Origin of the sequence: Paenibacillus sp. 19GGS1-52 (assembly GCF_022369515.1) — a bacterium.
Classification (GTDB): Bacteria; Bacillota; Bacilli; order Paenibacillales; family Paenibacillaceae; genus Paenibacillus_AQ.
In genome coordinates this window covers 2699416-2717817 of record NZ_CP059724.1, presented here as the reverse complement: position 1 = coordinate 2717817, position 18402 = coordinate 2699416, and the positions used below count along the sequence as shown (strand labels likewise).

Genomic DNA, 18402 nt, shown 5'->3' with positions numbered 1-18402 from the left:
CCGAAATTCCAAAATTATTTCAAAGTTATTTCCTTTTTCCAAGTTAGCTCTTTGCCCACAGCATCTTTGAATAGAAACACAACCTGCCCTTTCTCGCCTTTCATAGTATCTGGGTAGAAGAAGCCCATGAATTGTCCATCTCCACTAATATAAAAACCATCTTCCCCGTTTCCTCCATGCTCAATGGCCTCTTGAACCGAGTTGACAATCGTATTATCTTTGGATACCCATTGCATTTCAGCTAAAGCGAAGCCTTCTGGCCGTTGATTCACGACAAAATCGAAGCTATTTCCCTCAATGGGTTTGAGGGTCTGGTCAATAATGATCAAGATTTCCTTGTCAGAGTTTGCTGCTGAATCATTAGCATCAGTCTTCGCCGGTTCGGTTGCAGTCGGTACCATATTTACATTGTTCCTTGATCCGGAGTTAGTCTGATTACCACACGCGCTCGTTAGAAGCAGCACAGTTAGCGCTGAAATAAGATAGATAGATTTTCGTTTATTCATGGGTTTCTCCTCTGTCTTCATATAGTGTAAAAGAAAAGGCGACGCCTTGATTCGTATTTACCACACCAAACTTGCTCTCATGAAGCTCCAAGATATGTTTGACGATCGCAAGTCCCAGACCTGTCCCACCGGATTTACGATCCCGTGATCGCTCAACCCGGTAAAATTGATCCCATATCCTGCTCAAATCTTCCTCCGCAATGGGTGAACCGATATTATCAATAACTGTGGTAATTTCTTCGGGAGAGATGCGTTTGATGTCAATGGTAATGACACTATTCTCCACGGCATGCCGTATGGCATTACTTAATAAATTCAGAACAACCTGCTCCATTCGTCTGGGGTCAGCCTTAACAAACAGTTTTTCCACTTCAACTGTGTTAATCCGGAATTGGAGGTGCTTACTCTCCAACTGTTGAGCAAATGAATCCGCCACCTTTTGAATAAGAGTTGTTAAGGATAGGCTTCTAGGCTGTAGCCGGATGGCCTTAGCTTCGAATTTGGATAGCTCCAACAGATCCATAATTAAAGCATTCATCCGATCCGTTTCATTTACAATAAGGGCCAGGTAACGATCTTTCTTTTCACTGGCCACCCCGTCCTGCAGACCTTCCGCAAAACCTTTTACTATCCCTAAAGGAGTCTTCAATTCATGGGAGATGTTCGCAATCAGCTCTTTACGAAGCTGCTCTGAGCGCTGTTTTTCCGCAACATCCTCTTGCAGTTTCACATTCGCACTTGTTAGCTCCGTTAAGGTTGTGTTCAAGTTCTGAGACAACGTAATCAGGCTGCGGGACATCTCTCCGAATTCATCCTTCGAATAAATTTCAGGCTGCTCAGTGAAGTCTAACTTGGCAAGACGCGCCGCTGAACGATTTAACATCACTAACGGACGGGAGACAATTCTGGAATAAATCAACGACAAAATGACCACCAGTACAACAATGATTGGCGCCAAATAAACAAAATATTGCTTAAGGACCCCAACCGCTTCCCCGACAGGCTGCAGAGAGGTCATGACGAATAAATAACCTCCCTCATTGCTGTCCTCTGCGAGCGAACGAATCAGAACTGCATAATTGACACCGCTCCATTTATCCTGCCAATCCATCTGTACAAGTGCACCGTTTTGCAGGCGAGATTGATATGATTCTGCTTTGAGATTCCAGTCCTGAAGCGCATCATTTATTAAGGAGTCCTGAAAAAGAGGGTTATACGAGCGCTGCTCTGGCAGCATGAAGTCCGTTACCTTCCCTTTTACCCGTACCAAGCCCTGTTCAAGACTTACCTTAGTCTGCTGTATGACCACCGGCTGCATGATCGTATCCAACTCATCCATGAAAATACCATCGACCACCAGCAAACTGCCGATCTCAATCCCTTCCGGGATGTAATTCATTGGCGTCCCTTCCATTGGGATACGAATCATAATTGTCTTACCCTGTGATTGTAATTTCACAAAATAAGGATTTATGGGTGTTCGTTCAAACCGGTTATTCAAGATGGTGGTACTTGTGTCATTATGATTCATAAATGCGCCAAGCAGTCGCGATTGTTCACTTGATTCTGTATGTTTGAATTGTTCTGTGAATTGATTCATATTCCGTTCCAAGGTGTTAATCTTAGACGAACGGTAAAACCGCTCAAAAAACAATCCTTCTGCAAGCATAACCAACGAAAAAACGAGTAAGATCAGAACCGTGGTTACAATGAACAGCTTTAGAACAACACTCTGTCTTCTCATGATTCCAGCTCGAATTTATAGCCTGAACGGATGACGGTACAGATATACTGACCCTCGTCTCCTAGCTTGGCTCTTAATTTTTTGATATGGGTGTCCACTGTGCGCAAATCCCCTAAATAATCGTAGCCCCAAACGGCGTCCAATATATACTCTCGGGATACAACTTTTCCATAGTGCTTAATGAGAAAAAGGAGCAAATCATACTCCTTCGGCGACAGATTAATCCTCATGCCCGCCACTGACACCGTATGTGCAGTTCTATTCACTAATAAATCACCATAGAGCAATGTATCTCCTTCACGCCCTATCGTTCCTTCAGTTCTTTTCATTAATGCAGTAGCACGAGCTACTAACACCCTTGGACTTAAAGGTTTCGTTACGTATTCATCCGCACCCAGCTCGAATCCCAGCATTTGATCATCGTCTTCCGACCTAGCCGTAATGATAATAATCGGGACGTCCGACTTCGCGCGAATACATCTGCATACCGACCATCCATCCATTTCCGGCATCATAATATCCAGCACAACCAGGTCAACAGAGGTCTGTTCGAAAATCTCAAGCCCAAGTCTACCGTTCTCTGCTTCATATACTTCCCATTGTTCCTTTTTGAAATAATCCGTTATAAATTCACGCATGAGCATATCATCTTCAACTAACAAGATCCTTCGTTTCATTGGTGTGCACTCCACTTCCACTCACAATCTTATTTTTTTATCTACAAGCCCCACTATAGAGAACTCCTGTGTACGTCGTGTGTATTTTATATGAATTCCAGAGGAAGTACAAATAACTCCGAGAAGTAAATGCCAAAAAAAGCCTGTAAACGTAGCCGCTATAATGGGCTTTGTCTACAGGCTTCCCTATTTAAAGTTATCAGTGCAGTTGCAAAATTATTTGATTTCTGTTGCTCCAGTTACTTTACCATCAAGTACGGCGCTTGTTTTCAAATCTTCAGTCTTAAAGTACAGGTTACCATCTATTGTAGCTGTTTTATCAAGAGTAAATCCTTTAGCTTCAACATAAACATCACCTTTGATCGTTCCGCCTTGGACTTTGAAGTTCTCACTTTGCACGGTGACCTTAGGAGCTGTTAGGATATAAGATGCTGTGATTTTGTGATCTGCATCCTGTGCATAAAGAGCAAGCTTGCGGTAGATAGCTCCATCAGCGGCGCCTTTATCATGGAATTCACCGGCTACAACAACATCTTGATCGACTGTTAAGTCTTTAAGGATAGCAACAATCCAGTTTCCATCTGCGCTTACAGCCTTAGTAAATGCATCTGCTTGATCTACGATTGATGCTGTAGATACAGCATCAGTTACCGGTGCAGTTGTGGCGGCTGGAGCAGTTGTAGCGGCTGGAGCATTAGTAGCAGCTTCATTGGCTGTATTCTCATTATTCGAACCACAACCAGATAACACCGCGATCGAAACTCCTGCCACTAGCAAACTTGTAAATATCTTCTTCATATCATTTCCCCCTATTTTCTATTATATAGTAATTATATATCAAAATTTAAGATTTAGCACGTGATTAATTTCACAAATTTGTGTCTTTTTTCGTATTAACGCAGTCCCTTCCCTCGACTTAAGATATAGAATCATACTTCAAGCCTCTTAAAGTTTGCGCAAATCCCCCTACCTTAATGAATAAGACAACGAGGATTCATGTATTCCATATTCTAAATCTCAATTGACAATCTAAAGTTTATTCTTTATAATTCAAACAAATGATTTAAACAAATGTTTTAATCATTTGTTTGAAAAAGGAATTATACAATAATGTTTATAAGGAGTGGACGATTTAATGAGAACAATACAGGAATTTATGAAAGTAAAAACGACGATCATCGGCATTGCCACAGCATTGCTCTTCCAGCTAATCTTTTCCATAGTCTGGATGACAGGGTATGAAGGCGTATCGGAACGAATGGATAAACTGAGCATAGCGGTCGTGAACGAGGATGTACAGAGCGGAGTCGTTATTGCGAAGCAGCTGTCAGCATCACTACCTGTTCAGGTGACAACCCTAGTGGACATGGAAGTAGCACGTCAACAGCTGGATAAACGTCAGATACAAATGATCGTGCATATCCCTGCCAACTTCACAGCAAGTGCGGCCGGGCGAGACGGTCAAGCATCGATTCAGTATATCCTGAACGAATCCAATCCATCGATGATCAAAAGTATGATGTCCTCCGTCGCTACTCAGATTACTGCAACAGCCAACAAGCAAGCAATCGCAGTAGGTGCCCAAGCAGTGTTGTCGAAAGGAATGACCGTCGAGGAAGCTACACCCCTTGCCTCTCTGCTGTCAGAGCGTGTCGTATCCGATATTCAATCAGTCAATATAGTAAATGGTACGAACAACCAAATGGTCCCCATGATGATGGTGCTTGCTTCCTTTGTTGGGGCGATGATTATGGCTCAGAATCTAGAGGTATCGGCAACAGCGATCTCCGCCCGAACTGGACGTTGGCAGCGGCTCGGCGCGCGATTTGCCATTACAACTACGTCTGCAATCATTGTTTCGCTCGTGGGAACCTCCCTCGTCCTACTGCTGGGCGGTCAGGCCGAACAGGGATTCTTCGCCTTATGGGGGTTTCAGGCTCTGTTTGTGCTCACATTTATGATTGTTACGCAGACATTCCTTGTTCTGTTCGGCATGGCTGGAATGTTGATAAACATTCTGATGTTATCGGTGCAGCTTGTCTCTTCCGGTGCAATGATGCCGCGTGAACTATTGTCCGGATTCTACATCCATGTCGGCAACGTGTTCCCGGCTACTTACGCCGTAGAAGGGCTAATGAACTTGCTGTTTGGCGGTCCTGGTATCGGAGGGGACGCAGTAGCGCTACTTACTATCACGGTAGTTATGGCACTCGTGATAATTATTGTGGCTGCCTTACGGAGGGAACCCGCGGCTGTCGGCAAGCTAGTAGCTGAACACCAACAGCGTTCGGCTCCCATTTCCGAATTGTAAGTGACAGCGGTTTACACAATTTGATCCTTATCTAGGCTTCTCTAGATAAGTGCTTCTTTTCCCGTTTATAATAGAAACATACAAGAATGAACACTATTCAACATAATAAGGCTCAAAGGGGAACAGAAAAAGCATGGGCTCAGATAATGATGTCAAGCTGCGAATTTTACTGGCTGCAAAAAAGTTATTTGCACGACAAGGCTTTAACGCCACAACTGTTAGACAGATTTGCGATGAGGCAGACGCTAATATATCGCTCGTCTCCTATCATTTTGGTGGTAAAGACAAGGTATTCGAAGCCTTGTTCACGGAATTTTTCCCTCATGAAATTTTGAAAGTAACTGATCCGCAGCAGTTGGATCCCGTCTCGGGTCTCAAGTTGCTCATTCGGGAAATCACCGCTTACGGGCTGCAGGAGCCGGACATGGTCAGTCTGCTGCAGCAGGAAATCGTGATGCAATCCCCCCGGATGGATAAGGTGCGCGAATTCACCCTGCCAGCTTGGGTTTTGCTCCGCGATTGGCTGAAGCTTGGTCGGGAGCAAGGTGTGTTTCATTTTCGATCGCTGGATCAAACATTTATGAGCGTCCTCGGCTGTATCGTTTTTCATAACAAAACCTTCTACTTCAAGCCACTTTTCGATAATAACGAAGATGATACAGAATCGTTTCTAGCAGATTTAACTCTGTTCATCTTGCAGTCTATCGGCTATGTAGATGCAGCTGCATCAGACAGTTAGAAAAGATTGCCTAATCCCTGTTGAAACTAAATCCGAAATCTAAATAATTTTCATGCGATATACAAAGACACCAATCACCTTCTAAAGGTATGAAATAATGGTGCTGTGGAATGTCTAAAAAATAGACTAATATCTGTTCTAAATCCTTTATTTCGAACTGATACCCAAACTCTGTAAGACTATCGCCTAAATACATTACTTGAACATTATCATTCAAGTATTTTTCTGTTAGTTCAGTAATGAATAGACTAGCATCAGTAAGTAAAGATTCGATATTTGACTCTTTACTATGATGCTTATTAGTTTGCAACCAATCAATTTTTGAACCATTAAATTCAAATTTTTGTTCAATTATATTCAGATATTTTTCTGGATTCTTTATTACTTCAACACACATATTTTGTTCATTTAATACTAGATCCTTTACTAGTTCATCATCAAAAATACTCAAAATAATTAACCCCTTTATCTAAACCGCTTTTGTATTTTTTTAAAGGTTTTCTGAGATGTATCAAATACAAAATGGAAATCACCACACAGTTAGTCCATTTTCACTTCTAAACATAGCCGCCTCCGGCCCTTCGTTATATTCTCCCTTTAATGAAACCTCCAATACAATATTGTTTTCGAAAAATAAGGTAATAGCAACACCCTCCTTAATATCTATTTCTGTAACAGTCTGGTTAATAAGGGAACAAAGAATATTGCAATAACTTATATCAGATCTAGTGTAGGATGATAATCCTATCCTTATTATTGGAAGTGTAAACGCTGTGAATATCATTGTCTCTTTATAATCTTCTTCAAAAATTAATTGAATATAGTCTCTTATGAATACCACCGAGCTCATTTCATTTTCCAAAATATCATTTAGATGGGGCGGTTTTTCAATCAACATGTCTATTTCTCCTTATTAATTATTCTAAAGGAAGTGTCCCCAAGGATCCGACTTGGTCACCTTTTTTATTTATTAAGGCAACTTCAACATCAGATATCCACTTTAATTCACCCAGATGCTTGGCATATGCGAACTCATCAGGAAGTTCTGATATAACTTTTTCCCTTTGTATCATCACACCATTTATCTGCCAAATTAATATTGAGATATCCATGCTGTTAATATTATGTTGGCACAATATTTCGGCATAATAATTCTTATCTGGGCTTTTAATAGCTTTCTTCCATACCCATTCATTTGAATACCCCATTTGTTTGATTTGAGAGGATACCTCTCTAAATGGTTCAACAGCCCAATTTTTATGGCTCGATATTTTCTCGATTCCTTTCATAAGAAGATTTAGTGTAGTTCTTTTTTTCTCATTTTCACTTAAAAAACAAAATTCATCAAAACTAAATTTCACTTGTACCGTAACGACGCCAGAAAGATTCAAAATCCGCTCCTCAGTAATGTCTTCAACACATTCCACAAGAATCTTCCAACAATCCTCTGTTTTCATTTACCAAAGAGCCTTTCATACATAGCAGTAACACAACGGGTTTCCAGTCTAAATGAACGCCTCTTCCCTTTCCAATTTAAGTTGTAATCTATTTGGGTTGCATCATGATATTGACATTTTTGTCCGCTCATTATCGACTTTATCTGTTCATCGTCTGCAAGGTACGGTAAATCTAAATCGAATTCTTTTAAGTCCAAGTTAATCTCTCCTTATTCTTTCCATAGACGTTGAGCGTTTTCCCTTCCCAATCTACAGCTTCTTGTCTTTTAGGTATGTAAGGATTTACAACATTTCCTTCTAAACTCAAACTTTATTATTAACTCAACTTTCGCACCTGGAATATTGTCTTAAACCCATGAGGGCGTAAGAAGAATTCAATACTTTTATTGCTATTGACAAAAAACACCTTACTTGTTTGGTATCATGGAAGTGTCGAATCAACCATGCCAACAAGAAAGGTGCGTAACCCTATGTTACAACAACATTCCCTGTCTGAACAGTCTCGCTTTTCCAAACTTTTTGTCACTCTCCATATCGGGAAAACCTTACGACACGCAGGTATTTCCAAATCCTTTGGTCTTTCGAGTCTCGCGGTTTTTCAAATCGTTTTCTCTTTAGTCTTCGAAGGTAAGAACTGGTTTCGACTCCTAGAGAGTGACCGTGGAGCAGATCTTCCAGGCAAAGATGTTATCTATCGGTTTTTAAATCAAGCTTCTTTTGCTTGGCGGCGCTTCTTGCAGACCTTAAGTCTTCGCATTGTGCTCTATTTCGAATCGCTTATTTCATCTTCGCGTGTACGAGTATTCATCGTTGACGATTCCGTGTTGAGCCGAAACCGTAGTAAAAAAGCAGAGTTACTGGCACGAGTATTTGACCATTCCACGGGCAAATTCATTAAAGGCTACACCCTGTTAACGTTAGGCTGGTCGGACGGGTTTAGCTTCGCTCCGCTTGACTTTGTCATGCTTTCTTCGGCCAAGCTGGCCAATCGTATTTGCGAAATGGCTTCGAATCTCTCGAAACGCAGCGCCGGGTACAAACGTCGAATGGAGGCTTTTTCTCGGAAGCCGGATGCCGTTGTCGCCTTGCTGGAACGGGCTTTGAAAGCGGGATTCACTGCCGACTATGTGCTTATGGATAGCTGGTTTACCCAAGTTCCACTCCTTCGTCAGCTCACCGGCAAAGGCCTTGGTGTGATTGGCATGGTCAAGGAAATGAAACAACACTATCTGGTTCAAGGAACACGAATGACGCTGCGTGAAGTCTTTCAAAGCCTTCCCAAATCGAATGCCAAAGACATTAAAGGCTCTGTCATCGTACAGACGACCTGCGGTCTACCCGTGAAACTTGTTTTTGTGCGCAACCGAAATAAAAAACGAGAATGGCTTGCGATTTTAAGTACAGACGTGACGCTAGATGCAGCTGAAATCGTACGAATCTACGGCATGCGCTGGAGTATAGAGACCTTTTTCAAAGTCACCAAAAGTTATTTGAAACTGGGGACTGAGTTTCAAGGTCGTTCCTTTGATCAACTGATTAGCCATACAACGATTGTATTCAGCCGTTATTTAGCGATGGAGTACGAACGGCGTCAATCGAGTGATGACCGAACACTTGGAGGTCTCTTTTTTCTCTTCGCGGATGAAGTCCGCGATCTGGATTATCAGACCGCCCTCCAGCAACTCATGAATTTATTTCTTGAAATGTCCCAAGCCAATACTAAGAAGAACAAAACGTCCGTTTTTTGTCAACTAGAGGAATGGATCTCTAGTTTACCCAGCTATATCAAGGGTTTGTTTAGAGATTTGAGCTGCGAAAGTTGAGTTATTAATAAATTGTTCATTTACTAGGATCTCATTCCTGAGGCGTCAATCGATAACATCCTACCATTAATTCTTCTATTCTCGATTCGGAGATTTCATTTTCTAAAATATACTTCCATATCTCATCTAAAGTCCTTCTCATGAAACCAAAGTCTCCCCACTTCTCGATTTCAGTAAATTTCATGTAGTTTGGCAGTAATCTTTCACATAAGGAAGCACCGAAAGCTATTTCTTTTTGTTTGTCAACCTTTCTAGATTGTTGAATAATGTTGTTTGCCCGTTAGCTTTTGCTTGATTAATTGTTTCTTCAGCTTGTCCAATCCCTGTTGCTTCTACTTCATTAGGCTTATTTTTCTAAAGCTCCAGTCGTAACCTTATCTACAGAAGAGACCACATCCAGACCTATATAACCCGCATTTACCCAACTCGAGTCTTGTATAAACTCATAAGCATCATACGCAAGGGATGCCATGTCAAAGATTACATCAAAAACATGTCCACTTGGATCCACGTAAATCGGTGGGTTATTCACCATATAGATATACGGGTTCTGGCTATCCAGATGGTTAATCCGTCCTTCCCACGTATCTTCCGTGAAGAAACGCCCGATGCTTGGATCGTACCACCGCGCTCGCAGGTTCTGCAAACCCGTATTTGTATCCCAGTATTCACCGGAGTAGCGGAAGAGATTACTGTACGGGTCTATTGACTTCGCTGCTAGCGATGATCCGGTCCAACTCGTCGTAGCCAAAGGTTTCGGTTTGACCGTTGGTAGCCCCACAAAAAAAGAAACCTTGAAAGGCATGAAGCCAATCAAGATTTATTTACTACTTAGCGTTTATGCCACTTGTCTTCTCCCATGACTCTATCAATGATATGTTCTGCCCCCCAAACCGCAGCAGCTTCCTATAGAAAAAGAAACCTTGATACTAAATTTCTATTGCTCCATGCAGTAAAGGATTAAACGGAGTAGGCCAGATCGTATACTTATTAAATAGTGCGCCTTCTAATAAAGCCTCATCTAATCTTTCGCAAGTCATATTGGTTCCAAAGAGCTTTGCACCCTTAAAATTTGTATTCCAAACATCTGCATCTGTTAAATCAGCATTTTGAAGATTAGCATCCCTTAAATCTGCACCATTAAGTTTCGATTTTACAAGTGTAGCATTCATCAGTAGTGCATTTTGTAACCAAGCTGCAATCAGGTTTGCTTCAGTTAAGTTGGCATAACTTAAATTTGTGTTTTCTAGCTCTGCCGAACGCAAATCTACCCCTATCAAACTTGCACTACGTAAATTAACCCCATTTAATAATGCTCTGTGTAAATTAAGCCTGTCTAGATTGGAATACTCTAAAGTTGGCAAATCAATATCAATAGGATCATTGACATAACTTTTAATTTTGATCACCAGGCATACCTACCTTCCATGATTTGTTACCCCAACCAGTAGGATCTATTTTTAGATTTCCTCAATCGCACAATTATGTTTTCTACGAGTTGTACAGTTTGAGTTCAGGCCAAGATAGCATAAACGCTGCATGATATTTTATTATGGATTCTCCAAGTAGATAGCTGGGACAAGAAATTCGCAAGAAAACGAAGATAAAAAAACAGCTTAATCATGCGTACAACATAATCAAGAAGCATTGTAGCTGAATTACATGGGTTAAGAGTGGTGAAATCATTCGGCACTGGGTAGTCCCACAAAAAAAGAAACCTTGAAAGGCCTAAGCTAATCAAAGTGATGTTATTTTTTTATTTAAACTTTGCTTTTATTCTTCAATTTCAATTGGGTCATCACCTGGTATATCCCAAAATCCCAACCGCTCTATAGCTCTTTCAATATCATCCATATCATCGTCACCTAATGTGTTATCAAAGTTGGCCGATAAAATGCTTCTAACTTTTGCAAGCCTATGCGTTACTTTCCATTCATCAATGAATCGGGTAGTTTCTTTTTCATATTCCATATCATCTTTATTCAACTCTCCTTCATGGTATTTTAAAGCATAATAAGAACCCATCTTGTGTAGAGAAGTCATAATTATCTCAATCTCTTTGAGCGCTTCAATTATTTCACTACCAAGCATATTTATTTGCTCATTATTTTTTATCATAGTCTCATCTCTCTTATCACTGTCTTAGATTCTTTTAGTGAAAGTAGGGTTATTTAATGACAAGTGGGTTTGAAATCCATTCTATTGGGGATTTTGGAACATCGGTGCTGCTTTCTTTCAAACCCCGGATGGGTTATAAAAACATCAGTTGTTTTGAACTTTTCTTTTCAATAAGTCCATCATTAAATTTGATTCATCGAAAAATATACTCAATTCAATCTTTCTATTATCTTTAAGTATAATACATATTTTGTGATTTTCCCGCTCAACTCGTTTGATATCCTTATAGAGTATTCTTATTATTTTAAATTCTCTATAAATAACATAATTATCCGTTATGCAAAAATAAGAATGATACACAAAGTATAATAATAGGATCATCAAAAGGAATGAAGAACAAGCTAGAATTGCTAGAACAAATGATTCACTTATATAACTTAACCAACCTAAAGCTAATGAAGCAATGATGCCAATTGAAAGGACTATATAAGCCCGTTTGGTGAGAAAAAAATACTTCGGTAACTTTATCTCTTCAATAGCAACATCAGATTCTTTGATTTCCGTTTTCCTTTTAATAAATGGATACCCGAGAAAAAGTAATGCGGGGAATAATAAAGCTTTAACAATACCCATCAACATAGCCATAGTACTCACCCCCATTAAATCAAAATTTCAAAACTTAAAACGACTGAATATAATTTGTCTTTCTCTTAATCATGCCAGGTTTCAGCAGCATCTAATATGGCCGCTGTAATATCATCAAGGTTTGCAGTTTAAGTTATCCCAAATTAATGGGAAACTCACCAACATACCTCCAAAGTTTATAAATTGTAAATAACCCTTTTTCAAACATGCCTTCCTTGTCTTTCATACTTAGCTTTTCTCGCCTTCTAACAAAATCAATTAAATCTTTTTCAGAATTAATCAATCCATATTCATTTAATTTAATATCAAATAATCCAGGTAACCTGTTCGAATATAAATCACTAAAGATAGAAGAGTAGAAACTCCCACCTGAAAAAGCATAATCAAAACCAATATATTTAAAATTTCCCTGCTCTTCTATATCGAGATTATAACTTGGTAATTGTCTGTTCGTTTTACAAAATAAAACTTCAAATTGAATATTTGCTTTTATATATGCATTAATATATCTATTGGTAAAATCAACATTACAACTAACATCTACAACATTATCATCAGTCCAAGAAAGAGTAATATTTTCAGAACAATAATTATTAAGGTAGTCTCCCTCTTGTTGTTCTATTCCTTCCGTATCCTCATCAATGGTCCAGCAATCACCTTCTACACCTAGATAGTTTCCATATATTTTGTCAGCAGTTCTTAAAAGTATTCCATTTGAATATAACTCGATTTCGCTCAAATATTTCCCTCCTTATGGTTTGTATATTACATGTTTATTATAAATATAGGTATGATCTTGGAAATTCCCACCAGGAAAATGCTGTCCACTTCCTGTATAAGCTTGATGGTGTTGAGGGACACTATACTCTGTAGCCCAATCATCAAGAGTTTTTGCTTCTGCTTCAGAAATAGGATTCCCTTGTTTTGCAGATTTTACAGAATCTTTAGCTACATCATCTAAAGCTTGTTGGTCAGCAGATCTTCGAAGAGAGTTCGATGCGACCTCTTCAGTAGCTTTAGCCACCGAAGAAATTGCATCCAGCCCAACTCGGGTCTTGTACAAACTCATAAGTGTCATAAGCAAGGGAAGCTATGTCAAAGATTACATCAAAAATATGTCCGCTTGGATCCACGTAAATCAATGGATTGTTCACCACATAGATATACGGGTTCTGGCTGTCTGGATGGTTAATCCGTCCTTCCCACGTATCTTCGGTGATGAATCGCCCGATGCTTGGATCGTACCACCGCGCTCGTAGGTTCTGCAAGCCCGTGTTTGTATCCCCGTATTCACCGGCATAGCGGAAGGGATTACTATACTGGTCTGCCTCTTCGGTGACCTTTGGATTTCCCCAAAGGTCATAGTCGTAGGTGTTCAAAAGCGTCTGATCCTGTTTGTACAGGTTCACTACGTCACCGTGACCATTCTCTAAATAATAGCCTACTGTAGTTTGAGTTTAAAACTACCAACGATTTCCTTCTAAACTCAAACAGCGAGGCCGATAGAGTATCGGCACGCGCTAGCCCCTTAGCTTTCTTGATCTATCTATTTGATGAGGTATAACCAAACTAATATCAATACAGTTTTTTAATTATCCAGAATACTTTTTCCTTTATTGAACAACAATTCATTACTAATAAATTGTACATTTAATATGATCTCATTCCTGAGTAAATTCAGTTCTTTTTTCTGCCTTTGAAGTTCTCTTTGCATTAGAGGATCATTCAGTATTCTTTCTTCAAAACTTGGATCTGAATACTGCAAATCGTTTTTCTCTTGGATATACTTATCCAGTGAATCTCGAGCAAAACTTGCTACATCGACAATATGTTCAGCCTTACCATCTAAGCAACATTTCAATGTTTCATGAATTGCTCCACCTGCATCAATAGCAAATGATGTATAGATTGATATGAAATCATCTGCACCAGGCGTCAATCGATAACATCCTACCATTAATTCTTCTATTCTCGATTCGGAGATTTCATTTTCTAAGATATGCTTCCATATCTCATCTAAAGTCCTTCTCATAAAACTAAAGTCACCCCACTTCTCGATTTCAGTAAATTTCATGTAGTTTGGCAGTAATCTTTCACATAAGGAAGCACCGAAAGCTATTTTCTGTTTGTTTGTCAATCTTTCTAGATTGTTGAATAATATTGTTGGCTCGAATAACATATTTATCTTTTTCTCCTTTTCATTTTATTTTTTAAAGGGACTTCCTGCCTTTATATCATTATCATTTAACAATTTTTTGCATGCTTTACATATAGGACGACTTGCAGCTATCTCTTCTACAGTTTGCCCGTTAGCTTTTGCTTGATTAATTATTGTTTCTTCAGCATGTCCAATCCCAGTTGCTTCCACCTCATTAGGATTAAGTAAATTGCGCTGTGCAGGACGCAATCTTTTTTCACTAGAACCAACTAAATATTCAATACTTCCATCAGAATTTTTCAAACTACCAACAGCAGTTGTTGTTTTAGATTGCGTAAACACTGGAAGAGAACCATGAATTTCATTTGCTCGCTTTTCTAAGGCTCCAGCCATACCCTTAGCCACGGAAGACACTGCATCCGATACATCATCAACTTTATTTAACGTACGAAGCTGAGCGCTCCCACTAGGAACGAAAGGACTCGCCGATGCTACAACATCCAGACCTATATATCCCGCATTTTCCCAACTCGGGTCTTGTACAAACTGATACGTGTCATAAGCAAGAGAAGCTATGTCAAAGATTACTTCAAAAATATGTCCGCTTGGATCCACTTAAATCAGTGGGTTGTTCACCACATAGATATACGGGTTCTGGCTATTCGGATGGTTAATCCGTCCTTCCCACGTATCTTCGGTGATGAAGCGCCCGATGCTTGGATCGTACCATCTGGCTCGTAGGTTCTGCGAGCCCGTATTGGTATCCCCGTATTCACCGGCGTAGCGGAACGTATTACTGTACTGGTCTGCCTCTTCGGTGACCTTTGGATTTCCCCAAAGGTCATAGTCGTAGGTGTTCAAAAGCGTCTGATCCTGTTTGAACAGGTTCACTACGTCACCGTGACCATTCTCCAGATAATACCCTACCGTACCTCATTGGTTCTTCATGCTGATCAGCTGATAGCCGAGCACATAACGGGCTTTGAAGCTGACGGTGCTGCCGGACACGCTACCTTCGGCGATAATATTCTCCCCGTCGTAGTAGAAGCGGGTGGTGCTACCGTTGTTCTTCTCCCGCATCAAGCCATCACCGTCGTATTTATAGGTGGTGACGACTCCGTTGCGAGTGCCCGATTTCAACGGGTTGGCCTGATCATAGGTATAATCCATCGTGTCGGTGTGCAGGCTCGAAGCCGTCGACAATTGCACCGTCCGGTTACCCTTGACATCATAGCTATACTGTTCATTAGCTTCGCTGCTGGCGATGATCCGGTCCAACTCATCGTAGCCAAAGGCTACCGTTTGGCCGTTGGAGGTCCGCTCTAATTACATGAGTTGTTTGTGTTATTTTAAAATAAAGGGTTTATTCGGCACTATGTAGCCCCCATCAAAAAAAGATACCTCGAATGGCATGAAGCCAATCGAGGTTAAGCGTTCTTTAAATTATACGACACTATCCCTATAGGGGTCTAAATAGTTAAATGATAGATCATCAAATTTTTCCTCTAAAGAATCCAGTCCAAATTTCTTCTTATAATCCACTTCTTGCCTAGTAATTGGTATTAACCATAAGAATCTTGTTTGAAAAGTGTCATTTTGTAGCCATTCCAATGAAGGACCATCTAAATATGGTAGTGATATTATACCGTATTCGCATTTTGATTGTGGCAACCATGGCACTCCAAAATTTACAGTGTCCCCTAATTTAAGTTTTGCTCCTGTGTTATGGTAATGAGCAATAACTGTAAGAAGTTCAATAAGAGAATCCTGTTCTTGGGGAGCGAAAACGTGAATTTCTATAGGGTTATCCTCTTGCGACTGAGAAAGACTACTGGTTGCGTATGCCCACATGTTTCTTGAAGATGTTGGTGGAAACTTTAACACCTTGAACCCTGGTGGTAATTCATGAATTGGACCTTTCAATAATTCATGGCTACTGCAAGAGTTACCCCATATTTTTAAATAATGATCTTGGATTATTTTATTATTAATATTAAAGTCCATGGTTTTTCTTCTGCCCCTTTGAATATTGTGACATTTGCCCACCTTGACTATTTTGCTCAGCTTTTGTTGCAGGCTGCATTCTTGTGCGGTCATTTGCACTTGCTTTACGTTCAGCCGGAGTTTGCAAATAACCTGGCTTTTCTCCTGTTTTCGGATCTCCTTCATAATAACGCTTTACTAATGGAGGATCATGGTCAACTGATTCTCCCCCTATCGCTTTTCTGTCCGAGGTTTTTGGTGTATAACCGTAATGTTTTTTCCTGTTGTAAGGTTCGGTTGGTCCAGCATTACCCGTCCCCCCAACCGCACAATTATGCACCCAAACCCCAAGGTCAGATACAAAATAGGAGTTGAAATCTTTGACTTCAAAATTGTAGACTGTGGTTTGCCGCGGCGCTTTCTCGATCTCGGTGATGGCCAGTTTGGAACCTTCACTGGAAACTAGCAAATCTCCAACCTTCAGCTCTTTTACCAGTGTCCATCCCTGACCGTCCAGCCAGAACGGATGCTCTCCCGTTACCTCGATAATCTCTTCCCCGATGTGGATCGTATAGATCTGGTCCGCCTGTTTCTGGAACAGTCCCACGACTTCTTTATAGGCCACTTCTCCGGTTTCATCATCTTTGGAGAGGACCCTGTCTCCGATCTCAATCTCCTTGATCGGTTTTTCACCTTGGTCCGTAAGCACTTCTGTTCCTTCAACGAAGCAATTGCATATGCTGCTGACGGCCTTCTTCACCGAAGACACCGCGTCGGATACATCATCCACTTTATTTAACGATCGAAGCGGAGCGCTCGCACTAGGAACGAAAGGAATCGCTGCTGCGGCAACATCCAGACCCATATAACCTGCATTTTCCCAACTCGGGTCTTGTACAAACTGATACGTGTCATAAGCAAGAGAAGCTATGTCAAAGATTACATCAAAAATATGTCCGCTTGGATCCACGTAAATCAATGGGTTATTCACCACATAGATATACGGGTTCTGGCTGTCCGGATGGTTAATCCGTCCTTCCCACGTATTTTCAGTGATGAATCGCCCGATGCTTGGATCGTACCATCGCGCTCGCAGGTTCTGCAAGCCCGTATTGGTATCCCCGTATTCACCGGCGTAGCGGAAGGGATTGTTGTACTGGTCTGCCTCTTCGGTGACCTTTGGATTTCCCCAAAGGTCATAGTCGTAGGTGTTCAAGAGCGTCTGATCCTGTTTGTACAGGTTCACTACGTCACCGTGACCGTTCTCCAGGTAATACCCTACCGTACCCCATTGGTTCTTCATGCTGATCAGCTGATAGCCGAGCACATAACGGGCTTTGAAGCTGACGGTGCTGCCGGACACGCTACCTTCGGCGATAATATTCTCCCCGTCGTAGTAGAAGCGGGTGGTGCTACCGTTGTTCTTCTCCCGCATCAAGCCATCGCCGTCGTATTTGTAGGCAGTGACGACACCGTTGCGAGTGACCGATTTCAACGGGTTGGCCTGATCATAGGTATAATCCATCGTGTCGGTGTGCAGGCTCGAAGCCGTCGACAATTGTACCGTCCTGTTACCCTTCACAAAAAATGTCATTCTTGGTGATATCTGACCATAATTGACCTGTTCGATGTATCGAATAGCGTTATCTTAGGTTATATATTAAAGCATTTATATGCGTACTAAGAAAATGTAGAAATTCTTATAGCGGTATTAAATGGGTTAAGAGTGTTATTGGTTGAATGATGAATTCATTCGTCACGGGCTAGCCCCTCAAAAGAAAACCTTGAAAGGCATTGTGCCAATCAAGGTTCGTTCAAAGAAACATATTTTTACTTTGAATTAAATCCAATCCACATTATTTTTCATGCTTTGTAGACCACTCCTGGAAAATAACCAGTAATTCCTCCAAGGAATCCGGTCACCCAATCCCAGACGAATGATCCAGAGGGAACATATATTCGGTACTGGATGCCAGAGCTTGCCCATCTGTCCAACAAAGAAATCCATCTCGCCCGGCCAGAGGCCATTGTAGATCTGAAGAGCTCACGCGCCCTTGCTATTGAAACTTATGGGCGGATTTTGAAAACAAAAAAATAAGGTATTCTACCCTTTAATCCACTAATTACATATGTAATCATAACGAAAGGAGGACTAGCTCTATTCGTTACGAAAGGTTTTCAGTTTGCATCCTGTTACATTTATACAAAAAATTTATTTGCAAGGATGGGCGATCTATGAAA

At 40.8% G+C, this 18402-nt stretch carries 25 protein-coding genes and 1 pseudogene; 5 read left to right on the top strand and 21 right to left on the bottom strand.

What is annotated here, in order from left to right; genetic code table 11:
• Positions 1 to 14: 14 nt before the first annotated feature.
• The 4 genes from H1230_RS12795 to H1230_RS12780 form a co-directional block, all read right to left on the bottom strand.
• Positions 15 to 506 carry a hypothetical protein gene (locus H1230_RS12795; RefSeq protein ID WP_239715844.1) on the bottom strand — a complete coding sequence of 164 codons (492 nt, stop codon included), beginning with the start codon at positions 504 to 506 and terminating at the stop codon, positions 15 to 17.
• Positions 499 to 2250, bottom strand: a complete 1752-nt coding sequence (locus tag H1230_RS12790) for a sensor histidine kinase (RefSeq protein WP_239715842.1) — start codon at positions 2248 to 2250, stop codon at positions 499 to 501. The genes H1230_RS12795 and H1230_RS12790 overlap by 8 nt, the downstream gene beginning before the upstream one ends.
• A complete protein-coding gene (locus tag H1230_RS12785; RefSeq protein WP_239715841.1) occupies positions 2247 to 2927 on the bottom strand; it encodes a response regulator transcription factor in 681 nt (226 codons plus the stop codon). The genes H1230_RS12790 and H1230_RS12785 overlap by 4 nt, the downstream gene beginning before the upstream one ends.
• A 216-nt stretch (positions 2928 to 3143) precedes the next feature.
• A complete protein-coding gene (locus H1230_RS12780) occupies positions 3144 to 3725 on the bottom strand; it encodes a polymer-forming cytoskeletal protein (RefSeq protein ID WP_239715839.1) in 582 nt (193 codons plus the stop codon).
• A 337-nt stretch (positions 3726 to 4062) separates the two neighbouring features.
• Here H1230_RS12780 and H1230_RS12775 point away from each other — a divergent pair, with 337 nt between their 5' ends.
• Positions 4063 to 5238 carry a YhgE/Pip domain-containing protein gene (locus H1230_RS12775; protein WP_239715837.1) on the top strand — a complete coding sequence of 392 codons (1176 nt, stop codon included), beginning with the start codon at positions 4063 to 4065 and terminating at the stop codon, positions 5236 to 5238.
• Positions 5239 to 5371: 133 nt separating this feature from the next.
• Entirely contained in the window at positions 5372 to 5977 is a 606-nt protein-coding gene (locus H1230_RS12770; protein WP_239715835.1) for a TetR/AcrR family transcriptional regulator, read from the top strand.
• Positions 5978 to 5987: 10 nt separating this feature from the next.
• On the opposite strand, the gene H1230_RS12765 is transcribed toward H1230_RS12770, so the two are convergent.
• From H1230_RS12765 to H1230_RS12750, 4 genes are all read right to left on the bottom strand, one after another.
• Positions 5988 to 6428: a rhs-associated protein gene (locus H1230_RS12765; protein ID WP_239715833.1), complete on the bottom strand. Its 441-nt coding sequence runs from the start codon at positions 6426 to 6428 to the stop codon at positions 5988 to 5990.
• A gap of 78 nt (positions 6429 to 6506) precedes the next feature.
• Entirely contained in the window at positions 6507 to 6875 is a 369-nt protein-coding gene (locus H1230_RS12760) for a hypothetical protein (RefSeq protein WP_239715831.1), read from the bottom strand.
• A 19-nt stretch (positions 6876 to 6894) separates the two neighbouring features.
• On the bottom strand, positions 6895 to 7434 hold the full coding sequence (locus H1230_RS12755) for a hypothetical protein (protein WP_239715828.1): 540 nt from the start codon (positions 7432 to 7434) through the stop codon (positions 6895 to 6897).
• Entirely contained in the window at positions 7431 to 7631 is a 201-nt protein-coding gene (locus tag H1230_RS12750; RefSeq protein WP_239715826.1) for a hypothetical protein, read from the bottom strand. Before H1230_RS12750 ends, H1230_RS12755 begins: the two co-directional genes overlap by 4 nt.
• 273 nt (positions 7632 to 7904) lie before the next feature.
• Between H1230_RS12750 and H1230_RS12745 the strand changes: the two genes are divergently transcribed.
• Positions 7905 to 9257: an IS4 family transposase gene (locus H1230_RS12745; protein ID WP_239714794.1), complete on the top strand. Its 1353-nt coding sequence runs from the start codon at positions 7905 to 7907 to the stop codon at positions 9255 to 9257.
• A 31-nt stretch (positions 9258 to 9288) separates the two neighbouring features.
• Here H1230_RS12745 and H1230_RS31615 read toward each other — a convergent pair whose 3' ends face one another.
• From H1230_RS31615 to H1230_RS12695, 11 genes and pseudogenes are all read right to left on the bottom strand, one after another.
• Positions 9289 to 9522, bottom strand: a complete 234-nt coding sequence (locus H1230_RS31615; RefSeq protein WP_481857172.1) for a DUF416 family protein — start codon at positions 9520 to 9522, stop codon at positions 9289 to 9291.
• A gap of 81 nt (positions 9523 to 9603) precedes the next feature.
• On the bottom strand, positions 9604 to 10038 hold the full coding sequence (locus H1230_RS12740; protein WP_239715824.1) for an RHS repeat-associated core domain-containing protein: 435 nt from the start codon (positions 10036 to 10038) through the stop codon (positions 9604 to 9606).
• Between the two features lie 148 nt (positions 10039 to 10186).
• Positions 10187 to 10666 (bottom strand): pentapeptide repeat-containing protein, encoded by a 480-nt coding sequence (locus H1230_RS12735; protein ID WP_239715821.1) that lies wholly within the window; start codon positions 10664 to 10666, stop codon positions 10187 to 10189.
• Between the two features lie 364 nt (positions 10667 to 11030).
• Complete coding sequence (locus H1230_RS12730) at positions 11031 to 11375, bottom strand: hypothetical protein (RefSeq protein WP_239715819.1); 345 nt, start codon at positions 11373 to 11375, stop codon at positions 11031 to 11033.
• A gap of 144 nt (positions 11376 to 11519) precedes the next feature.
• Positions 11520 to 12020 (bottom strand): EbsA family protein, encoded by a 501-nt coding sequence (locus tag H1230_RS12725; protein WP_239715817.1) that lies wholly within the window; start codon positions 12018 to 12020, stop codon positions 11520 to 11522.
• A gap of 133 nt (positions 12021 to 12153) precedes the next feature.
• Positions 12154 to 12759, bottom strand: a complete 606-nt coding sequence (locus H1230_RS12720; protein ID WP_239715815.1) for a hypothetical protein — start codon at positions 12757 to 12759, stop codon at positions 12154 to 12156.
• 12 nt (positions 12760 to 12771) lie between these two features.
• Positions 12772 to 13044 (bottom strand): hypothetical protein, encoded by a 273-nt coding sequence (locus tag H1230_RS12715; RefSeq protein ID WP_239715813.1) that lies wholly within the window; start codon positions 13042 to 13044, stop codon positions 12772 to 12774.
• Positions 13037 to 13435, bottom strand: a pseudogene (locus tag H1230_RS12710) (RHS repeat-associated core domain-containing protein); the annotation flags it as partial. The gene H1230_RS12715 and the pseudogene H1230_RS12710, both read right to left, overlap by 8 nt.
• Before the next feature lie 173 nt (positions 13436 to 13608).
• Entirely contained in the window at positions 13609 to 14199 is a 591-nt protein-coding gene (locus H1230_RS12705) for a DUF416 family protein (RefSeq protein WP_239715809.1), read from the bottom strand.
• Between the two features lie 24 nt (positions 14200 to 14223).
• Entirely contained in the window at positions 14224 to 14583 is a 360-nt protein-coding gene (locus tag H1230_RS12700) for a hypothetical protein (RefSeq protein ID WP_239715808.1), read from the bottom strand.
• A gap of 210 nt (positions 14584 to 14793) precedes the next feature.
• A complete protein-coding gene (locus tag H1230_RS12695; protein WP_239715806.1) occupies positions 14794 to 15069 on the bottom strand; it encodes an RHS repeat-associated core domain-containing protein in 276 nt (91 codons plus the stop codon).
• Positions 15070 to 15078: 9 nt separating this feature from the next.
• On the opposite strand from H1230_RS12695, the gene H1230_RS12690 reads away from it, so the two are divergent.
• The gene (locus H1230_RS12690; protein WP_239715804.1) at positions 15079 to 15504 is read left to right on the top strand and encodes a hypothetical protein; all 426 of its coding nucleotides are present in this window, start codon (positions 15079 to 15081) and stop codon (positions 15502 to 15504) included.
• 117 nt (positions 15505 to 15621) lie between these two features.
• Here the strand turns inward: H1230_RS12690 and H1230_RS12685 are convergent, their stop codons facing one another.
• Positions 15622 to 16182, bottom strand: coding sequence for a suppressor of fused domain protein (locus H1230_RS12685; protein WP_239715802.1), 561 nt, complete (start codon positions 16180 to 16182; stop codon positions 15622 to 15624).
• On the bottom strand, positions 16172 to 17743 hold the full coding sequence (locus H1230_RS12680; protein ID WP_239715800.1) for a polymorphic toxin-type HINT domain-containing protein: 1572 nt from the start codon (positions 17741 to 17743) through the stop codon (positions 16172 to 16174). The genes H1230_RS12685 and H1230_RS12680 overlap by 11 nt, the downstream gene beginning before the upstream one ends.
• Before the next feature lie 318 nt (positions 17744 to 18061).
• On the opposite strand from H1230_RS12680, the gene H1230_RS12675 reads away from it, so the two are divergent.
• On the top strand, positions 18062 to 18259 hold the full coding sequence (locus H1230_RS12675; protein ID WP_275591249.1) for an FAD-binding domain-containing protein: 198 nt from the start codon (positions 18062 to 18064) through the stop codon (positions 18257 to 18259).
• Positions 18260 to 18402 lie beyond the last annotated feature (143 nt).